Source organism: Streptomyces sp. NPDC085944, assembly GCF_040686295.1.
Taxonomy (GTDB): domain Bacteria; phylum Actinomycetota; class Actinomycetes; order Streptomycetales; family Streptomycetaceae; genus Streptomyces; species Streptomyces salinarius.
On the sequence record NZ_JBFBJX010000004.1, the window covers coordinates 401,631 to 420,510 of the forward strand.

Annotated in this window: 18 protein-coding genes and 1 tRNA gene; 9 read left to right on the forward strand and 10 right to left on the reverse strand. The window is 72.4% G+C overall.

The window, feature by feature from the left end:
• Positions 1-13: 13 nt before the first annotated feature.
• The 4 genes from iolD to iolC are packed head-to-tail and all read right to left on the reverse strand — an operon-like array spanning position 14 to position 4,679.
• The gene (iolD, locus tag AB0P07_RS10470; RefSeq protein ID WP_365547906.1) at positions 14-1,888 is read right to left on the reverse strand and encodes a 3D-(3,5/4)-trihydroxycyclohexane-1,2-dione acylhydrolase (decyclizing); all 1,875 of its coding nucleotides are present in this window, start codon (positions 1,886-1,888) and stop codon (positions 14-16) included.
• Positions 1,885-2,781, reverse strand: a complete 897-nt coding sequence (iolB, locus tag AB0P07_RS10475; protein WP_365547909.1) for a 5-deoxy-glucuronate isomerase — start codon at positions 2,779-2,781, stop codon at positions 1,885-1,887. Before iolB ends, iolD begins: the two co-directional genes overlap by 4 nt.
• A gap of 25 nt (positions 2,782-2,806) precedes the next feature.
• Entirely contained in the window at positions 2,807-3,703 is an 897-nt protein-coding gene (locus AB0P07_RS10480) for a deoxyribose-phosphate aldolase (protein ID WP_365547912.1), read from the reverse strand.
• 13 nt (positions 3,704-3,716) lie between these two features.
• On the reverse strand, positions 3,717-4,679 hold the full coding sequence (iolC, locus tag AB0P07_RS10485) for a 5-dehydro-2-deoxygluconokinase (RefSeq protein ID WP_365547915.1): 963 nt from the start codon (positions 4,677-4,679) through the stop codon (positions 3,717-3,719).
• Positions 4,680-4,931: 252 nt separating this feature from the next.
• Here iolC and AB0P07_RS10490 point away from each other — a divergent pair, with 252 nt between their 5' ends.
• The 5 genes from AB0P07_RS10490 (at position 4,932) to AB0P07_RS10510 (ending at position 9,483) form a co-directional block, all read left to right on the forward strand.
• Positions 4,932-5,954 carry a sugar ABC transporter substrate-binding protein gene (locus tag AB0P07_RS10490; protein WP_365547918.1) on the forward strand — a complete coding sequence of 341 codons (1,023 nt, stop codon included), beginning with the start codon at positions 4,932-4,934 and terminating at the stop codon, positions 5,952-5,954.
• Positions 5,954-7,030 carry an ABC transporter permease gene (locus AB0P07_RS10495; RefSeq protein ID WP_365547921.1) on the forward strand — a complete coding sequence of 359 codons (1,077 nt, stop codon included), beginning with the start codon at positions 5,954-5,956 and terminating at the stop codon, positions 7,028-7,030. Before AB0P07_RS10490 ends, AB0P07_RS10495 begins: the two co-directional genes overlap by 1 nt.
• A 5-nt stretch (positions 7,031-7,035) precedes the next feature.
• Positions 7,036-8,046 (forward strand): ATP-binding cassette domain-containing protein, encoded by a 1,011-nt coding sequence (locus AB0P07_RS10500; protein WP_365547924.1) that lies wholly within the window; start codon positions 7,036-7,038, stop codon positions 8,044-8,046.
• Between the two features lie 2 nt (positions 8,047-8,048).
• Positions 8,049-8,951 carry a sugar phosphate isomerase/epimerase gene (locus AB0P07_RS10505; RefSeq protein WP_365547927.1) on the forward strand — a complete coding sequence of 301 codons (903 nt, stop codon included), beginning with the start codon at positions 8,049-8,051 and terminating at the stop codon, positions 8,949-8,951.
• 118 nt (positions 8,952-9,069) lie between these two features.
• Positions 9,070-9,483, forward strand: a complete 414-nt coding sequence (locus tag AB0P07_RS10510) for a VOC family protein (RefSeq protein WP_365547929.1) — start codon at positions 9,070-9,072, stop codon at positions 9,481-9,483.
• A 37-nt stretch (positions 9,484-9,520) separates the two neighbouring features.
• Here the strand turns inward: AB0P07_RS10510 and AB0P07_RS10515 are convergent, their stop codons facing one another.
• Both AB0P07_RS10515 and AB0P07_RS10520 read right to left on the reverse strand, forming a co-directional pair.
• Positions 9,521-10,525 carry a Gfo/Idh/MocA family oxidoreductase gene (locus tag AB0P07_RS10515; protein ID WP_365547932.1) on the reverse strand — a complete coding sequence of 335 codons (1,005 nt, stop codon included), beginning with the start codon at positions 10,523-10,525 and terminating at the stop codon, positions 9,521-9,523.
• Positions 10,526-10,595: 70 nt separating this feature from the next.
• On the reverse strand, positions 10,596-11,759 hold the full coding sequence (locus tag AB0P07_RS10520; protein ID WP_365547934.1) for a phytanoyl-CoA dioxygenase family protein: 1,164 nt from the start codon (positions 11,757-11,759) through the stop codon (positions 10,596-10,598).
• Between the two features lie 130 nt (positions 11,760-11,889).
• Between AB0P07_RS10520 and AB0P07_RS10525 the strand changes: the two genes are divergently transcribed.
• Entirely contained in the window at positions 11,890-12,936 is a 1,047-nt protein-coding gene (locus tag AB0P07_RS10525) for a LacI family DNA-binding transcriptional regulator (RefSeq protein ID WP_365547937.1), read from the forward strand.
• Positions 12,937-12,974: 38 nt separating this feature from the next.
• On the opposite strand, the gene AB0P07_RS10530 is transcribed toward AB0P07_RS10525, so the two are convergent.
• Positions 12,975-13,583, reverse strand: a complete 609-nt coding sequence (locus tag AB0P07_RS10530; protein WP_365547940.1) for a TetR family transcriptional regulator — start codon at positions 13,581-13,583, stop codon at positions 12,975-12,977.
• A gap of 84 nt (positions 13,584-13,667) precedes the next feature.
• Here AB0P07_RS10530 and AB0P07_RS10535 point away from each other — a divergent pair, with 84 nt between their 5' ends.
• Together AB0P07_RS10535 and AB0P07_RS10540 are read left to right on the forward strand one after the other, a co-directional pair.
• Positions 13,668-14,093 carry a nuclear transport factor 2 family protein gene (locus AB0P07_RS10535; protein WP_365547943.1) on the forward strand — a complete coding sequence of 142 codons (426 nt, stop codon included), beginning with the start codon at positions 13,668-13,670 and terminating at the stop codon, positions 14,091-14,093.
• Positions 14,090-14,935, forward strand: a complete 846-nt coding sequence (locus tag AB0P07_RS10540; protein WP_365547946.1) for an NmrA family NAD(P)-binding protein — start codon at positions 14,090-14,092, stop codon at positions 14,933-14,935. The genes AB0P07_RS10535 and AB0P07_RS10540 overlap by 4 nt, the downstream gene beginning before the upstream one ends.
• Before the next feature lie 58 nt (positions 14,936-14,993).
• Here AB0P07_RS10540 and AB0P07_RS10545 read toward each other — a convergent pair whose 3' ends face one another.
• Positions 14,994-16,157, reverse strand: coding sequence for a Gfo/Idh/MocA family oxidoreductase (locus AB0P07_RS10545; RefSeq protein WP_365547949.1), 1,164 nt, complete (start codon positions 16,155-16,157; stop codon positions 14,994-14,996).
• 201 nt (positions 16,158-16,358) lie between these two features.
• Positions 16,359-17,345, reverse strand: coding sequence for a bile acid:sodium symporter family protein (locus AB0P07_RS10550; protein ID WP_365547952.1), 987 nt, complete (start codon positions 17,343-17,345; stop codon positions 16,359-16,361).
• A gap of 109 nt (positions 17,346-17,454) precedes the next feature.
• Here AB0P07_RS10550 and AB0P07_RS10555 point away from each other — a divergent pair.
• Positions 17,455-17,528, forward strand: a tRNA-Pro gene (locus AB0P07_RS10555).
• 229 nt (positions 17,529-17,757) lie between these two features.
• On the opposite strand, the gene AB0P07_RS10560 is transcribed toward AB0P07_RS10555, so the two are convergent.
• On the reverse strand, positions 17,758-18,837 hold the full coding sequence (locus AB0P07_RS10560; RefSeq protein WP_365547954.1) for a hypothetical protein: 1,080 nt from the start codon (positions 18,835-18,837) through the stop codon (positions 17,758-17,760).
• Positions 18,838-18,880: the final 43 nt, after the last annotated feature.

Genomic DNA, 18,880 nt, shown 5'->3' on the forward strand with positions numbered 1-18,880 from the left:
GGCGGAGGCAGGGTCAGAGGTGGTGGCGGCGGTCGGCCAGCGCGCGCTCGTAGGCCTTGCGCGCGTCGGTGGCCGCCTCGCGGGCGGACACCTCGGCCACCGGCACGTCCCACCAGGCCTGGGCCGGCAGCGCGGCCGACGGGGGCGCCGTCTCGACGTACACGCACGTCGGGCGGGTCGCCGCCCGGGCCGTCGCCAGCGCCTCGCGCAGCTCCCGCACCGTCTTGGCGCGCAGGACGTCCATGCCGAGGCTGGCCGCGTTGGCGGCGAGGTCGACGGGGAGCGGGGCCCCGGTGAACGAGCCGTCGGCGACGCGGTGGCGGTAGTCGGTGCCGAAGCGTTCGGCGCCCACCGACTCGGACAGGCCGCCGATGGAGGCGTAGCCGTGGTTCTGCACCAGGACCAGCTTCACCGGCAGGTTCTCCTGCACGGCCGTCACGATCTCCGTCGGGTTCATCAGGTACGTGCCGTCGCCCACCAGGGCCCACACGGGGGTGCCGGGCGCGGCCTGCTGGACGCCGAGCGCGGCCGGGATCTCATAGCCCATGCAGGAGTAGCCGTACTCCAGGTGGTACTGGCGCGGGGACCTGGCCCGCCACAGCTTGTGCAGGTCGCCGGGGAGCGAGCCGGCCGCGTTGATCACCACGTCCTCGTCGCCGACCACCGCGTCGAGCGCGCCCAGCACCTGCGTCTGGGTCGGCACCGCGCCGTCGTCCTCGGCCCGGAAGGCGGCCTCGACCTTCTCCTCCCAACGGGCTTTCCCCGCGCGGTACTCCGACTCGTACGCCGCGTCCACGCGGTGGCCGGACAGCGCCTCCGTCAGCGCCGTGAGCCCGGCCCGCGCGTCGCACACCAGGGTGCCGGCGGCGAGCTTGTGGGCGTCGAAGGCGGTGATGTTGAGGTTCAGGAAACGGACGTCCGGGTGCTGGAAGAGGGTGCCGGAGGCGGTGGTGAAGTCCGAGTAGCGGGTGCCGACGCCGATCACCAGGTCGGCTCTGCGGGCGAGTTCGTCGCTCACCGCGGTGCCGGTGTGGCCGATGCCGCCGAGGTCGGCCGGGTGGTCGTGGCGCAGGGCACCCTTGCCGGCCTGGGTGGAGGCGACCGGGATGCCGGTGGCGTCCACCAGCGCCCTCAGGGCGTCCTCGGCCTCGCTGTGGTGGACGCCGCCGCCCGCGACGATCAGCGGGCGCGCGGCGGCGCGGACCGCCCGTACGGCCTCGGCCAGCTCCGCCGGGTCGGGTGCGGGGCGGCGCACCCGCCAGACGCGGTCGGCGAAGAACTCCTCCGGCCAGTCGTACGCCTCCGCCTGCACGTCCTGCGGCAGCGCCAGGGTGACCGCGCCGGTCTCCGCCGGGTCGGCCAGCACGCGCACGGCCTTCGGCGCGGAGGCGAGGAGCGCCTCGGGCCGGGTGATCCGGTCGAAGTAGCGGGACACGGGCCGCAGGGCGTCGTTGACGGACGCGTCGGCCTCGACGGGGTGCTCCAGCTGCTGGAGCAGCGGGTCGACGGCGTGCGAGGCGAAGTAGTCGCCGGGGAGGAGAAGAACCGGCAGCCGGTTGATCGTGGCGAGGGCGGCGCCGGTGACCAGGTTGGTGGCGCCGGGGCCGATGGAGGTCGTCACCGCTTGCGCGGACAGGCGGCCCAGCTGCCGGGCGTGGCCGACGGCCGCGTGCACCATGGCCTGTTCGTTGCGGCCCTGGTGGTACGGCATCGCCTCGCGGTACTCGACGAGCGCCTGGCCGAGGCCGGCCACGTTGCCGTGGCCGAAGATGCCCCAGGTGCCCGTGATCAGCCGGCGTCGCGCGCCGTCGCGTTCGGTGTACTGCGCGGCCAGGAAGCGCACCAGGGCCTGGGCGGTGGTCAGTCGGCGGGTGGCGGCGGCGCTCATGCGGACCTCTCCGGTGCGGTGTAGAGGGGGAGCCGGCAGTCGACCGGCTGCTCGGGCCAGGTGTCGCGGACCCAGGCGTGGTCGGGGTGGTCGCAGATCAGCCACGCGCGCTCGGCCTCCGGCCCCGCCATGACGTTGAGGTAGTACATGTGGTGACCGGGGACCGCCATCGACGGTCCGTGCCAGCCGTCGGGGATCAGCACGACGTCCCCGTCGCGCACCTCGGCGAGCACGTCCGTGCCCCGTCCCTGCCCGGAGGGGGAGACGCGCTGGTAGCCGAGGCCCGGGGTGCCGTCGTGGGCCGCGAACTCGAAGTAGTAGATCTCCTCCAGCACCGACTCCTCGCCGGGGCGGTGCTCGTCGTGCTTGTGGGGCGGGAAGGAGGACCAGTTGCCGCCCGGGGTGAGCACCTCGACCGCGATCAGCCTGTCGCACTCGAACGTCCCCGCCGCGCCGAAGTTGTTGACCTGTCGCGAGCAGTTCCCGGTGCCGCGCAGCTCCACGGGCACCGACGACGCCGGGCCGTAGCGGGCGGGCAGGCGGCGGGTGCAGCGGGCACCGGTCAGCGCGAACCGGCCGCCGCCGGGGGACGTCAGGGTCGTGCGGGCGTCGCGGGGGGCGTACGCGAAGTCGGTGACGCCGCTGAACACGCTGTCGCGTCCGGTGAGCCGGAAGGTCTCCTCGCCGGAGTCGTCGGTGACCCCGACCGTGCAGCCGCCGCTCAGCGGCAGGACGATCCACTCGCTCTCGCCGCTGTCGAAGGTGTGGCTGCCGCCGGGGGGCAGGTTCACCACGCGCAGGCTCGAGTAGCCCCAGCCCGCGCTCTCGGGCGTCACGTCCACGACGTACGGGCCGTCGGCCGCGGCCTTGCCCGCCGGAAGGTGATAGGTCATCCCCTGCTCCTCCGCCTCGGTTGACTCACAGCAGTCCCACGGCCGTGTCCACTGCCTCTTCCACGCTGCCCCCGGCCGGGTAGAGCAGCGAGCGGCCGACCACCATGCCCTGCACGGTGGGCAGCCTCAGGGCCTTGCGCCAGCGTTCGTAGGCCGCGGTCTGGTCCGCGGGGGAGCCGCCTATGTCGCCGCCGAGCAGCACGGCGGGCAGCGTGGAGGTCTCCAGGACCTCGGCCATGTCGTCCGGGTTCCGGGTGACGGGCAGTTTCAGCCAGGTGTAGGCGGAGGTGCCGCCGAGGCCGGAGGCGATGGCGACGGAGCGGGTCACGGCCTCGGCGGACAGGTCGTTGCGGACCCGTCCGTCGATCCGGCGGGAGATGAACGGCTCCACGAACAGCGGCAGTCCGTGTGCGGCCATGGCGTCCACCGCGCGGGCGCTCGCCTCCATCGTGGTCAGCGAGCCGGGGTCGTCGTAGTCGATGCGCAGCAGCAGCTTGCCCGCGTCGAAGCGCAGGCGGGCGATGTCCTCGGCGCGGTGGCCGGTGAAACGGTCGTCCATCTCGAAGGCGGCGCCCGCGAGGCCGCCGCGGTTCATCGAACCCATGACGACCTTGTTCTCCAGCACCCCTAGCAGCAGCAGGTCCTCCAGCACGTCGGCGGTGGCGAGCACCCCGTCGACGCCGGGCCGGGACAGGGCCGTGCACAGGCGTTCCAGCAGGTCGGCCCGGTTGGCCATGGCGAGCCGGCGGTCGCCGACGCCGAGCGCGCCGCGCGCCGGATGGTCGGCGGCCACGATCATCAGGCGGCCGGAGTCGCCGATCAGCGGTCGGCGCACCCGGCGCGCGGCGGCCTCGGCGATCGCCTCCGGATGCCGGGCCCTGACCGCGGTGAGGTCCGGGATGCTGGAGATGCTGGGGGACAAGACGTAGCTCCGTTCAGGGAGTGGCTCGCGCGAGGAGGTCGTCGACCTCCGCCCCGGTGGGCATCGCGGAGGAACAGGCGAGACGGGAGGCGACGAGGGCGCCGGCCGCGTTGGCGTACCGCATGATCCGCTCCAGCTCCCAGCCGGAGAGCAGACCGTGGCACAGGGAGCCGCCGAACGCGTCGCCCGCGCCGAGGCCGTTGACGACCTCGACCGGGACCGGTGGCACCTCGGCCGACCGGCCGTCGCGGTGCACGGCGAGGACGCCCTTCGGGCCCTGCTTGACGACGGCCAGTTCCACTCCGGCCGCCAGCAACGCGTCGGCGCAGGCGCGGGGTTCGCGCACGCCGGTGGCGATCTCGCACTCGTCCAGGTTGCCGACCGCGACGGTCGCGTGCGCGAGCGCCTCGGCGTAGTACGGGCGGGCCCGGTCCGGGTCGGCCCAGAACATGGGGCGCCAGTCCAGGTCGAAGACCGTGGTGCCGGACTTCGCGCGGTGGGCGAGGGCGGCCAGCGTCGCCGTGCGGCTCGGCTCCTCGCTCAGCCCGGTGCCGGTCATCCAGAAGATCGAGGCCGCGCGGACGGCGTCCAGGTCCAGTTCCTCCGGGTGGATCTCCAGGTCCGGCGCCTTGGGGCGGCGGTAGAAGTACAGCGGGAAGTCGTCCGGCGGGAAGATCTCGCAGAAGGTCACCGGGGTCGGGTAGGCGGCGACCGGGGTGACCCAGCGGTCGTCGACGCCGAACTCCTTCAGCGCGCCGTGCAGATAGCCGCCGAAGGGGTCGTCGCCCGTGCGGGTGATGACGGCCGCGGTACGGCCGAGCCGGGCGGCGGCGACCGCCACGTTGGAGGCCGAACCGCCGAGAAACTTGCCGAAGGTCTCAACCTCCGCCAGGGGTACGCCCGTCTGCAGAGGATAGAGATCGACCCCGATGCGGCCCATCGTGATCAGATCGAAACGCGGGACTGACTCGGCCATGTGCGACGCTCCTCGGGCTGGGCGGGGGCCTGCCGCCTCCCAGGTGTATGACTCCTGGACGACGCTGTCAAGACTTTGTACTTACATTCGGACCTGTGAGTGAAATGATGTCTTGACAAAGTATTGACAGTGGGCGTCTCAAGGACTTGTATCCGGTCCCAGCGCAGCAACAGCCATTCTTCTCGGGTCTGGCACTCGGGTCAGGCACACGGCTCTCCCGTCGCACAGTCGCACAGTGAGGTGCAGGAAAAGATGGACCGCTCTTCGCACGCCCGCTCCCGCAGATTCGCCCCCGCCGTGGCCCTCGCCGCCGCCGCGGCCCTGACCCTCGCCGGCTGCTCCAGCAGCTCGGGCGGGAAGAAGGCCGACGACGAGGGCGACTCGGGTGCCTCCGCGGGCAAGGCGAACACCCCCCGCATGACCGTCGCCCTGGTCACCCACCAGGCGCCCGGCGACACCTTCTGGGACATCGTCCGCAAGGGCGCCCAGGCCGCCGCCGACAAGGACAACGTCAAGCTCGTCTACTCCGCCGACCCCAACGCGGGCAACCAGGCCAACCTGGTGCAGAACGCGATCGACCAGAAGGTCGACGGCATCGCCGTCACGCTCGCCAAGCCGGACGCCCTGCGCAGCGTCCTCGCCAAGGCGGAGAAGGCCGGCATACCCGTGGTCGGGCTCAACTCCGGTCTGGCGGACTGGAAGAAGCTCGGCCTGATGGAGTTCTTCGGCCAGGACGAGAGCGTGGCGGGCGAGGCGTTCGGCAAGAAGCTGAACGAGGTGGGCTCGAAGAAGGCCCTCTGCGTCATCCACGAACAGGGCAACGTCGGCCTGACCCAGCGCTGCGACGGCCTGAAGAAGACGTTCGAGGGCTCGGTGGAGAACCTGTACGTCAACGGCGCCGACAAGCCCTCGGTCAAGTCGACGGTCACGGCCAAGCTGCAGCAGGACGGCGCCATCGACCACGTCGTCACGCTCGGAGCCCCCTTCGCCATGACCGCCGTGCAGTCGGTGGACGAGTCCGGCAGCAAGGCCAAGGTCGCCACCTTCGACCTCAACAAGGAACTGACCGGCGCCATCGAGAAGGGCGACATCGAGTTCGCCGTCGACCAGCAGCCCTACCTCCAGGGCTACCTGGCGATCGACGGACTGTGGCTCTACAAGAACAACGGAAACTACAGCGGCGGCGGTGAGCAGCCGGTGCTGACCGGCCCGGCCTTCGTCGACAAGTCCAACGTCAAGGCCGTCGCCGAGTTCGCCTCGAAGGGCACTCGGTGATGAGCATGGCCAGCCAGGCTGAGCCGGCGGTGACCACACCGCCGGCTCCCGGCCCCGAGGAGACCGACGGGCGGACCCGTGAGCGCCACGTGGCGCTGCGGCTGCTCGCCCGGCCCGAGGTCGGGGTCTTCCTCGGCGCCGTCGCCGTGTTCGTCTTCTTCCTGATCGCCGCGCCCACGCTCCGCGACGGCGGCTCCATGGCGACGGTGCTGTACCAGTCGTCCACCATCGGCATCATGGCGCTGCCCGTCGCCCTGCTGATGATCGGCGGCGAGTTCGACCTGTCGGCCGGTGTCGCCGTGGTCACCTCGGCGCTCACCGCGGGCATGCTCAGCTACCAGCTGACCATGAACGTCTGGATGGGCGTCGTCGTCGCCCTGGTCGCCTCGCTCGCCGTCGGCGCCTTCAACGGCTGGGTGCTGGTGAAGACCGGCCTGCCGAGCTTCCTGGTGACGCTGGCCACCTTCCTGGTCCTCCAGGGCGTCAACCTCGCCGTCACCAGGCTCGTCACCGGCAACGTCGCCACCGACGACATCAGCGACATGGACGGCTTCGACCAGGCCAAGGCGCTGTTCGCCTCGTCCTTCGACGTCGGCGGCATCGAGGTGAAGATCACCGTCGTGTGGTGGCTGGTCTTCGCCGCCCTGGCCACCTGGGTGCTGCTGCGCACCAAGTACGGCAACTGGATCTTCGCCGTCGGTGGCAGCCAGGAGTCCGCCCGCGCGGTCGGCGTGCCGGTCACCTTCACCAAGATCACGCTGTTCATGCTGGTCGCCTTCGGCGCCTGGTTCGTCGGCATGCACCAGCTGTTCTCCTTCAACACCGTGCAGTCCGGCGAGGGCGTCGGCCAGGAGCTGATCTACATCGCGGCGGCGGTCATCGGCGGCTGTCTGCTCACCGGCGGCTACGGCTCCGCCATCGGCCCGGTCTTCGGCGCCTTCATGTTCGGCATGGTGAACCAGGGCATCGTCTTCGCGGGCTGGAACCCCGACTGGTTCAAGGCCTTCCTCGGCGCGATGCTCCTCGGCGCCGTCCTCATCAACCTGTACGTCCGCCGCGCCGCGACCCGGAGGTGACCGCAATGACCGGCAAGACCCCCGGGACCGCACAGCCCCCCGGTACCCACGGCGCCGTTCTCGCCGACCCAACACCCGAGCGCGGCCGTCCGCTCGTCGAACTGCGCGGCACCGGCAAGTCCTACGGCAACATCCGCGCCCTGCACGGCGTCGACCTCGCCGTCCACCCCGGCAGAGTGACCTGCGTGCTCGGTGACAACGGGGCCGGCAAGTCCACCCTCATCAAGATCATCTCCGGACTGCACCAGCACACCGAGGGCGAGTTCCTCGTCGACGGCGAGGCGGTGCGCTTCGCCAGCCCGCGCGACGCCCTCGACCGGGGCATCGCCACGGTCTACCAGGACCTCGCGACCGTCCCACTGATGCCGGTGTGGCGCAACTTCTTCCTCGGCTCCGAGATGACCAAGGGCCCCTGGCCCGTGCGCCGCCTCGACATCGCCCGCATGAAGCGGACCGCCGACGAGGAACTGCGCCACATGGGCATCGTCCTGGACGACCTCGAACAGCCCATCGGCACGCTCTCCGGCGGCCAGCGCCAGTCCGTCGCCATCGCCCGCGCCGTCTACTTCGGCGCCCGCGTCCTCATCCTCGACGAGCCCACCGCCGCCCTCGGCGTCAAGCAGTCCGGCGTGGTCCTCAAGTACATCGCGGCCGCCCGCGAGCGCGGCCTCGGCGTCGTCTTCATCACCCACAACCCCCACCACGCCTACATGGTCGGCGACCACTTCAGCGTGCTGCGCCTGGGCACCCTCGAACTCAGCGCCGCCCGCGCCGACATCACCCTGGAGGAACTCACCAACCACATGGCGGGCGGGGCGGAACTCGCCGCCCTCAAGCACGAACTGGCCCAGGTCGGCGGCGTCGACCTCGCGGCGCTGCCCGACGACCCGGGCGATGCGGCGAGGGCCACCACGCCCGATACTGCCGACAAGGCCCGCAAGACCGACCGGACCGACCAGAGCGAGAGCGTCCCGTCCGACAGCACCGCACCCGGCACCGCCGAAGGGAAGGCCTGAGCATGCCCTCTGCCCTCGACCGCATCCGCGTCGGCTCGGCCCCCGACTCCTGGGGCGTCTGGTTCCCCGACGACCCCCGGCAGGTGCCCTGGGAACGGTTCCTGGACGAGGTCACCGAGGCCGGCTACGACTGGATCGAGCTGGGCCCCTACGGCTATCTCCCCACCGACCCCGCCCGGCTCACCGACGAGGTGACCCGGCGCGGCCTCAAGGTCTCCGCGGGCACCATCTTCTGCGGGCTGCACCGCGGCCCCTCCGAATGGGACGCCACCCGGGAGCAGGTCGGCCGCGTCGCCGCCCTGACGCAGGCCATGGACGCGAAGCACCTCGTCGTCATCCCGTCCTTCTGGCGCGACGACAAGACCGCAGAGATCCTGGAGCCGCCGGAGCTGACCGGCGAGCAGTGGACCCACCTCACCCGGGGCATGGAACGCCTCGGCCGCGAGGTGCGGGACACCTACGGCCTGGACATCGTCGTCCACCCGCACGCCGACACCCACATCGACACCGAGGAGCACGTGGAGCGCTTCCTCGACGCCACCGACTCCGACCTCGTCAACCTCTGCCTGGACACCGGCCACTACGCCTACTGCGGCGGCGACAGCGTCAAGCTGATCGAGACCTACGGCGAGCGCATCGGCTACCTCCACCTCAAGCAGGTCGACCCGGAGATCCTCGCCGGCGTGCGGGAGGGCGGGGTGCCGTTCGGACCGGCCGTGCAGCGCGGCGTGATGTGCGAGCCACCGGGCGGCGTGCCGGAGCTGGGCCCGGTGCTCACGGCGGCCCAGGAACTCGGCGTGGACCTGTTCGCCATCGTCGAGCAGGACATGTACCCCTGTGAGCCGGACAAGCCGCTGCCCATCGCGGTGCGCACCCGGAAGTTCCTGCGGTCCTGCGGCGCCTGAAGCGGCCCCACCGGCGGGCAGGGTACCGCCGGTGCGCCGCTCGGCGGGCCGTTGTCAGTGCCGCGCGCTAGCGTGCGAGCACTGACGACCGCATCTCGTCCCGTTCCGGGAGGCAGCCATGACCTCGCGTCTCAACCCGTACCTCAGCTTCGACGGCGACGCCCGACAGGCGATGGAGTTCTACGAGCAGGTGTTCGGCGGCAGCCTGGCGCTGAACACGTTCGGCGAGTCCGGCATGCCGGACCCCGCGTACGCCGACAAGGTCATGCACGCCATGCTGGAGACCTCGGGCGGCTTCACCCTGATGGCCTCCGACACCCCGCCCGGGATGGAGTACAGGCCGGGCAGCAACTTCTCCGTGAGCCTCAGCGGCGACGACGCGGCCGAGCTGCGCGGCTACTGGGAGAAGCTGTCCGCCGGCGGTTCCGTCGCCGTGCCCCTGGAGAAGCAGATGTGGGGCGACGTCTTCGGCATGTGCACGGACCGGTTCGGCGTCCCCTGGATGGTGAACATCAGCGAGCCGGCGAGCTGACCGAGCAGCCCGCCGGCCCGTAGCGGCCCGCGCCCCGTCAGCCCCGCCGCACCTCCGCGATCGTCACCGGACGGTGCTCGTGCAGCGACAGGGCGCACGCCTCGGCGATCCAGCCCGCCTCCAGCGCGTCCTCGATCGTGCAGGGGGAGGTGCGCGTACCGGCCACGACCTCGGTGAACGCGGTCAGCTCGGCCCGGTAGGCGGCGGCGAAGCGGTCCATGAAGAAGTCGTGCGGAGTACCGGCCGGGAAGGTCGTGCCCGGCTCCACCGAGCGCAGCGGCAGCTTGTCCTCCAGGCCGACGGCGATCGAGTCGTCGAAGCCGTGGATCTCCATGCGTACGTCGTAACCGCGGGCGTTGTGGCGGCTGTTGGAGACCACGGCGATGGTTCCGTCGTCCAGGGTGAGGATCGCGCCCGTGGTGTCCGCGTCGCCCACCGCCCGGATGAAGTCGGCGCCCCGGTTGCCGCCGACGGCGTACACCTCGCTCACCTCACGCCCGGTCACCCAGCGGATGATGTCGAAGTCGTGCACCGAGCAGTCCCGGAAGATGCCCCCGGAGGCGGCGACGTACGCGGCGGGCGGCGGCGCCGGGTCCAGCGTGGTCGACCGTACGGTGTGCAGCGTGCCCAGCTCACCGCCCAGCACGGCCGCCCGCGCGGCGGCGAACCCGGCGTCGAAGCGGCGGTTGTAGCCGATCTGGACGGGCACGTCCCGGCCCGCGAGCGCCTTGAGCACCTCGACGCCCTCCGTCATGGTGCGGGCGACGGGCTTCTCGCAGAAGACCGGCACGCCGGCCTCCGCGGCGGCGAGGATCAGACCCGGATGGGCGTCGGTCGCCGCCGCGACCACCACACCGTCCGCCCTCGCGGCCAGTACCGCCTCGGGGGAGTCCGCGACCTCGGCGCCGAACCGCTCGGCGGCGGCCCGCGCGGCGTCCGCGAACGGGTCGGCGACGACCAGCGAGTCGACGGCGTCGAGTCCGGCGAGGGTCTCGGCGTGGAAGGCACCGATGCGGCCGAGGCCGAGGATTCCGATACGCATGTGCTCCGTTGCTCCTTGCGTGGGGTGGTGATGGGTGTCCGCGCCGGGGTCCGTGCCCCCGCGGTGCCGTTCACCGGCTCTCTCGTCGTTCGCGGCCCGCCCGCAGCCGCGCGCGCAGCGCCTCGGGTGTCCACTCCTCGCGCAGCGCCCGCCGTACGAGGTCCGCCTGGGAGGGCGGGGCCAGTCCGTCGACCGGCGGGTCCCGGTCGAGGTTCGTGGGGAAGGGATATCCCTCCGCGCTCGCGGCGACCACCTGCTCCAGCCACCGCTCGCCCGCGCCCTCGGCCTTCCGCCTCAGCAGCAGCGGGTAGACGGCGTTCACCACCGCCTCCCGGTCCACCGTCTCCATGGCGCGGCCGAAGGCCGAGGAGATCTGCAGCAGGTTGGCCATGCGACGGATGCCCGACGACCGGTTGGCGCCCGCCGCGTGGAACAGGGCCGGATTGAAGAAGACCGCGTCGCCCTTGGCGAGGGGCAGCTGCACGTGGTGCGCCTCGAAGTAGGCCCGGAACTCCGGCAGCCGCCAGGCCAGGTAGCCCGGCTCGTACTTCTGCGAGTGCGGCAGGTACAGCGTGGGGCCCGACTCCACGGGCATGTCGCAGTGCGCGACCGCGCCCTGGAGCGTGAGCACGGGGGAGAGGCGGTGCACGTGCGCCGGGTAGGCGGCCGCGCCTTCGGCGGACAGGAAACCCAGGTGGTAGTCCCGGTGCGCCGTCTGGGCGGCGCCGCCCGGGTTGACCACGTTGATCTGAGAGGTGACCTGGTGACCGGGGCCGAGCCAGGCCCGGGCCACCAGGGACAGGGCGTCGTTGGCGTAGTAGTCGGCGAACGCCTCGGGGTCGTGCAGGGCCGCCTTCTCCAGGGCGTTCCACACCCGGTCGTTGGCCCCGGGCGCGGCGAAGTGGTCCCCGGCGGCGGCACCCGAGGCACGCTGCTCGTCGATCAGCGCGTCGAACACGGCGGTGGCCCGGTCGACCACCGCCGGGTCCGGAAAGGCGCTCTTGAGGACCACGATGCCGGGACCGTCGGCGAGGGCGTGGACGAGTTCGGCCGCCGTCCCCGCGTCGTCGCGCAGCCTTCCGGCGTCGTACAGGAGGACGTTTCGCTCCACGGCGGCGGCCCTCGGGTAGGCGGCCGGGTCGGTCGGCCGCTCGACGAGGGCGCGGAAGGCACCGAGATCGCAGTCGCGTTCGGACAGATGGGCACGGCCGGCGGCGACGGGCGCTGCGGACATCGTCGTCCTTTCGCTGACAGGGGCGACCTGGTGCTGTCATTCTTGTCCTGACAAACGTGTCGAACAACCAGCAGGCGGCCATCAAAAACCCCTCAGGACGTGCCGCGCCGACGCAGCCGAGGAGCCGGTCATGGGGCACCCCTTCCCGATCCGGGAGATCGCACGTCAGGCGGGCCTGAGCGAGGCCACCGTCGACCGGGTCCTCAACGGCCGCGGCGGGGTGCGCGAGAGCACCGCGTACGAGGTGCGCCGGGCCATCGCCGACCTGGACCGCCAGCGCACCCAGGTCCGGCTGGTCGGCCGCACGTTCATGTGCGACATCGTGATGCAGGCGCCGGAACGCTTCTCCACCGCCGTACGGACCGCGCTGGAGGCCGAACTGCCCGCCCTGCACCCCGCCGTGGTGCGCTGCCGCTTCCACTTCCGCGAGACGGGCCCGGCCGGCGGCCTGACCGACACCCTGGACCGGATCGCCCGGCGCGGCTCCCAGGGGGTGATCCTCAAGGCCCCGGACGTCCCCGAGGTGGTGGCCGCCGTGAGCAGGCTGAGCGACGCGGGCGTCCCCGTCGTCACCCTGGCCACCGACCTGCCCGCCAGTACCCGGGTGGCGTACGTCGGCATCGACGACCGGGCGGCGGGCGCGACGGCCGCCTACCTCATGGGCCAGTGGCTCGGCGACCGTCCCGGCAACGTACTCACCAGCCTCAGCAGCGGCTTCTTCCGCAACGAGGAGGAGCGCGAGATGGGCTTCCGCGGCGTCATGCGGGCCCGCCACCCGGCGCGGGCCCTCGTGGAGATCGCCGAGGGACAGGGCCTGGACGCCACCCAGTACGACCTGGTCCGCGCCGCGCTGGTAGGCGATCCCGGCATCCGGGCGGTCTACTCGATGGGCGGCGGCAACATCGCCACCCTGCGCGCCTTCGCGGATCTCGGCCGCCCCTGCGACGTGTTCGTCGCCCACGACCTCGACCAGGACAACACCCGGCTGCTGCGCGAGCGGCGCCTGTCCGTCGTCCTCCACCACGATCTGCGCCAGGATCTGCGCGAGGCCTGCCGCCACGTGATGCGGGCCCATGGCGCCCTGCCACCCGCCGGTCCGGCGCGGCCGTCGGCGATCCAGGTCGTCACCCCGCACAACATGCCGCTCGGAGTGAGCCCGGACGGAAGCCACCGGTAACGGGGCGACCTTCCGCCTGCGCCGGAGGCCCCGGTCGGTCATGTTCCGGCGGTCCGCCCCTGCGGTGGACCGGAGGCCAGAACGCCGGTGACGAAGTCCGCCAACTGCGACCGCAGTCTTTCCCGCGGCACCTGCTCTGCTCCGGCCAGGTGCTCCACGAGGTCGGCTCGCGTGGCCGCGAGCAGGGCGTGGGCGGTGAAGTCGCTGCCGGTCAGGCCGGGGATCTGCTCCAGCACGGCTCGGAGCAGGCTGTGCCACCGCTCGTAGTGCTCCGCCCGGTACGGGCTGCTGCTCCCGTCCTCCTCCAGGGCGAGCGCGAGGCGCCGGTTGTCGAGTTTGAAGCACAGGACGGCATCGAGCAGGGCGGGTACGCGCTCTTGCGGCGGGGTCGCCGGGCCCAGGGGCGGTGGGCCGGTCTCGGCGGCCTGCCTGACCGGTTCGAGCCGTGCCTCGTACAGCGCGCGGAGCAGTCCGGCGCGATCGCCGAAGCCCCGGAAGAGCGTGCCCTTGCCAACGCCGGCCGCCGCGGCGATCCCGGCCATGGTGACGTCCTCGGGGCTCTCGCAGCGCGCGAAGAGCGCGTCGGCGGCCGCGAGCACGGCCTCCCGGTTGCGAGCGGCGTCCTTGCGGGGCGTGCGCTCGGGCATGCCACCTCCGTTTGCAAAGCGGACTAGCGGTCCGTATCGTCAAAGCGGACCAGAGGTCCGGATTGCTCGAGAGACAGGATACCCATGTCCGCACCGACTTCCCCGGCGGACCTGTACCGCCACAGCCTGAGACTGCTGCTCGACAAGGACATCCCCGCGTGGGTCGCCCTGTGGGCCGAGGACGGCCTCATGGAGTTCCCCTTCGCCCCCGAAGGCCGGCCGAAGCGCCTGGAGGGCAGGGAGGCCGTCGCCGCCTACATGCGCCACTACCCCGACCACATCGACCTGCACGACTTCCCCGAGCTGCGGATCCACGAGACCACCGATCCACAGACCGTCGTGGTCGAGATGCGCGGCGTCGGCCGGCTGGTGGAGAGCGGCGCTCCCTTCGACATGACCTACATCGCCGTCGTGACCGTCCGAGACGGGCGCATCACCTCCTACCGCGACTACTGGAACCCCCTCGCCGCCCAGCAGCCCGGCGCCGACTTCACCGGGAGCGGCCGATGACCACCAGCGGCACCACACTGGTCATCGGTGCCACCGGCACCACCGGCAGCCGCAGCGCCGCACGACTGACGGCCGAGGGCCACCGCGTCAGGGCCGCAAGCCGCCGGGCCGTCCCGGTCGCCGGTGCCGAGCCGGTCCGCTTCGACTGGTACGACCCCGCCACCCACGCGGCCGCCCTCGACGGCGCCGACCGCGTCTACCTCGTACCGCCCGTGGGCGACTCGGACCCCGCGGCGACCATGCTGCCGTTCCTCCGCCGGGCCCGCACCGCCGGCGTGCGGCGTGCGGTCCTGCTGAGTTCCTCGGCCGTCGCGGAGGGCGGCCCGGCGGTGGGTGCGGTGCACCGGGCCCTGCCCGGTCTCTTCGGACAGTGGGCGGTCCTGCGGCCCTCGTGGTTCATGCAGAACTTCACCGGCACACACGCGCACGCGCGCAGCATCCGCGACGAGGGCGTCATCCGGACCGCCACCGAAAGCGGTCGGGTCGGCTTCGTCGACGCCGAGGACATCGCGGCCGTCGCCGTCCGCGCCTTGACCGACGAGCAGGCACCCAACACCGATCTCGTCCTCACCGGACCCGAGGCACTGAGCCACGACGACATCGCCGCGGTCGTCACCGAGGTCACCGGTCGGTCGGTGGCCCACCGCCGTCTGTCCTACGAGCAGATGCGCGATCGCCTCACGGCGGAGGTGCCAAGGGAGTTCGCCGCGATGCTGGCCGGCCTGGACCGGGCCATCGCCGACGGCGCGGAGGACCGCGTCACCGACACGGTCCGGCGCGTCACCGGCCGGCTCCCGGGCACCTTCCGGGCGCTCCTCGAGAGGGTGGCGCGGAGCGGGTGACAGCGGGACGATCGTGAAGTTCCGGCCCGATGGCGCGGGCCGGCCCGCCGCCGCGCCGTCACCCGGCCGGCTCGGGACTGACCCAGGTGCCGCGCTCCGCCGAGCGCGCCATCGCGTCCAGGACGGCCGCGCTGTGCACGGCGTCCGCCAGGGTGGCGCCGTACGGGGTGCCCTCCGCGATCGAGCGCAGGAAGCGGTGGGCCTCCACCACCTTCAGGTCGTCGTACCCCATGGCATTGGCCGCGCCCGGCTGGAAGGCCGCGAACTCGCCGTGTTCGGGGCCGACGTAGACCGTGCTGACCGGCTGGTCCTGGTACGCCGTGCCGCGGCTGACGCCCAGTTCGTTCATGCGCCGGAAGTCCCAGTACACCGCCCCGGTGGTGCCGTGCACCTCGAAGCCGTAGTTGTTCTGCTCGCCGACCGAGACCCGGCAGGCCTCCAGGACCCCGCGGGCGCCGGAGGCGAAGCGCAGCAGGCAGCCGACGTAGTCCTCGTTCTCGACCGGTCCCGGCTCGCCGCCCGCCGCCCGGGAGTGACCGGCCGCGGCCACGGTCGGGCGGGCCCGCTCGGGCAGGAAGACGGCCGTGTCCGCGGTCAGGGACGAGATCTCGCCGAGCAGGAACCGGGCCAGGTCGGCCCCGTGCGAGGCCAGATCCCCCAGTACTCCGCTGCCGCCGCGCTCCCGCTCGAACCGCCAGGTCAGGGCCCCCTCGGGATGGGCGGCGTAGTCGCTGAAGAGCCGGATGCGCACATGGGTGACGGCGCCGATCTCGCCGGCGGCGATCAGGTCGCGGGCCGCTTCGACGGCGGGCGCGTTGCGGTAGTTGAAGCCGACCGCGCCCTGCACCCCCGCCTTGGCCACCGCGTCCGCCACCGCGCGGGCGTCCCGGGTGGTCAGCCCCACCGGCTTCTCGATCCAGATGTGCTTGCCCGCCTCGGCCATCGCCACGGCGATCTCGCGGTGCAGGAAGTTCGGCGCCGTGATGCTGACCGCCCGGACACGCGGATCCGCGGCCACCTCGCGCCAGTCGCGGGTGGTCGAGGCGAACCCGAACTGCGCGGCGGCCTCCTCGGCCCGCCCCGGCACCTCCTCGGCGACCGTCACCAGCTCGGGGCGCAGCGCGAGGTGCGGGTAGTGGTGCCGGACGCGGGCGTACGCCTGGGTGTGCACCCGTCCCATCCAGCCGAAACCGACGACCGCGACACCGAGCGCGTCCACCATGAGCACACCTCTCCGGATCCGTCCGTGATCTGTCCAGCGTGTTCTGTCCCGGCCACCCTGGGCGGACGTCCGCATCCTGTCAACCTTTTGACAGGACAAACGTCAGCGGCCGTTCGCACGGCCGGCCGGGGACGAGACGGCGACCAGCCACACGGCACCCGCAGTCGGACGGCATCGGCCGACGAAACGGCGCTTGCCCGCTCAGCCGCCCGCAGGTCCCCGCCGCGACAGCCACGCGGCGACCACCGCACCGGAGACGTTGTGCCAGACGGAGAAGACCGCGGCCGGCAGGGCGGCGAGGGGACTGAAATGGGCGGTGGCCAGCGACGCGGCGAGGCCGGAGTTCTGCATGCCGACCTCGAAGGCCATCGCGCGGCTGCCGGGCTCGCCCAGCCGGCCCAGGCGCCCCGCGCCGTAACCGAGGGCGAGTCCGAGGCCGTTGTGCAGCACGACCGCGACGAAGACCAGCCCGGCGGCCGACTTGATGGCGTCCGCGCTGCCCGCCACGACCACCGCCACGATCACGGCGATGGTCAGCGCGGACAGCCAGGGCAGCGCCGGCAGCGCCCGCTGCACGTACCGTCCCGCGAGGAGCCGTACGACGACGCCCGCGAGCACCGGCAGCAGCACCGTCTTGAGGATGTCCGTGACCATGGACCCCGCGTCCACCGGGAGGTACTCGCCGGCCAGCAGCAGCGTCAGCGGCGGGGTGACCAGCGGCGCGACCAGCGTGGAGACGGTGGCCACCGAGACCGACAGGGCGACGTCGCCGCGGGCCAGGTAGGTCACCACGTTGGACGCCGTACCGCTGGGCGCGCAGCCCACCAGGATCACGCCGGCGGCGAGCTGCGGGGGCAGGTCGAGCAGGTGGGCGACGGCCCAGCCGAGCCCCGGCATGATGACGTAGTGCGCGACCAGCCCCAGCGCCACCGCCCAGGGACGCCGCACGACCCCGCGGAAGTCCTCCGGGGTCATGGTGATGCCCATGCAGAACATCACGACACCCAGCAGGTACGGCACCGCCTCGCCCCACCCGGTGAAACTCCCGGGCAGCAGCAGGCCGAGCGCGCCGGCCAGGAGGACCAGGACCGGGAAGACGGTGACGGCACGCCGCGCGGAGCGGTCGCCGCTCACGTCGTCGCCCAGGGATTCGTTTCGTTCCGCTCGCTGAGTTCTTTCGGTACGCACCGTGCGAGGTAACGCCTGGTGGGCGAGGCAGCGCAAAGCCGTCTCGTCATGTGATCACCGGATGGGGTAGGGTTGACCAGCGCGATCACGCAGAACACGGATCGCGCACCGGGACGTGGCGCAGCTTGGTAGCGCACTTGACTGGGGGTCAAGGGGTCGCAGGTTCAAATCCTGTCGTCCCGACGGTGTGCGAAGGGTCTTCGCGGGCGGAAGCTCGCGGAGGCCCTTTTCACTTGGGGCACCGGTTCCCTCCGCCGTGTACCCCTCGGACGCATGGCCGTGCCCGCCGCCCCCCAGCGGCGGACACGGCGTGGGCCGCGGAACGTCCGCCCACCCCCGAAGGAGACGTTCCGCGGCCGGCCCCCGGCGCCGGTTCACGGCCACGGCGCCCGGGCATCTGCGAGCCGTGCGGTCACCAGTACATGACCGCCGTCTCGCCCGCACCCCACGAGGAGTACAGGCGCACCCGGACGACATAGCGGCGGCCCTTGACGAGACGGGCCCTGACAGTGGCGTTGCGGGGGCTTCCCCCGTCGTCCTGTCCGGCGAAGTAGCGGGGCACGCCGTCCCGCTCCTCGAAGACGACGACGACGGCGTCGCTGTCGCCGAAGGTGCCCACGGTGTACTCGCGGGTCTCCGGCGGATCCACCCGGAAGTCGGCCTGCTCACCGGGGCCGAGACCCAGCGGCACCGAGCGGAAGGGCACCAGCGGACCGGGCCGGCCGGTGGGCGGGTACCAGCGCAGGGCGAACTCCTTGTCGGCGGCGGAGAGGACACCGGGCGGGTGCAGGCCGGAACGGTAGTGCTCGGGCTCCAGTATCAGACCCGACGGGAAGGGGTACTCCATGATCGACTGCGGGTCCCAGACGGGGGCGTTGGCCTCGTCGCCGTCGAGCTTGCGCAGAATGTTGTCGAAGGTCCGCTCCCGGCTCCAGTGGTTGGGCGGGCCCGCCAGCTCGGTGTAGACGGCCTCGTCGTCCCAGAGGATGCCGGCGAACGGGCTCTGGTGCTCGTGCAGCATCCCGAGCGCGTGCCCGATCTGGTGCAGGGCCGTCGCACGCTCGCCCGGGGCGGTCAGGTCCCAGCCGAAATTCATCGTACGGTCGTTGAGACCGACCCGGAGCGCGTCCTTGCCCACCGCCGACCAGGACCCGTCGCCCGGCTCGAAGCCGATGCGCAGCTCCGCCTCCGACCGGTCGCGGACCTCGGTGAGGTCGAGCCCGATGCCTAGGTCCCGCCACTCCCGGAAGCAGTCGCGCACCACGTCCCGCTGCTCCTCGGTCCCGACCCACGAACCCCGCCGCGGCCGGCCGGCACCCGGCATCGGGACCACCGAGGTGTCGACGTCGCCCCCGAGGAAGCAGTAGTGCAGCACGGTTCCGTTGACCCACATCCGCTGCCCGCCGACGAGCGCGGCGACGCGCTCGGCGGCCAGCCCCGGTGCGAGCACGGGGGCGGGCTGCCGCGGCAGCGAGCAGTAGCGTGCGGTCATGGCCGTCATGGTGCCGTCCGGCCCGCCGCCGGCGCCTGAGTCG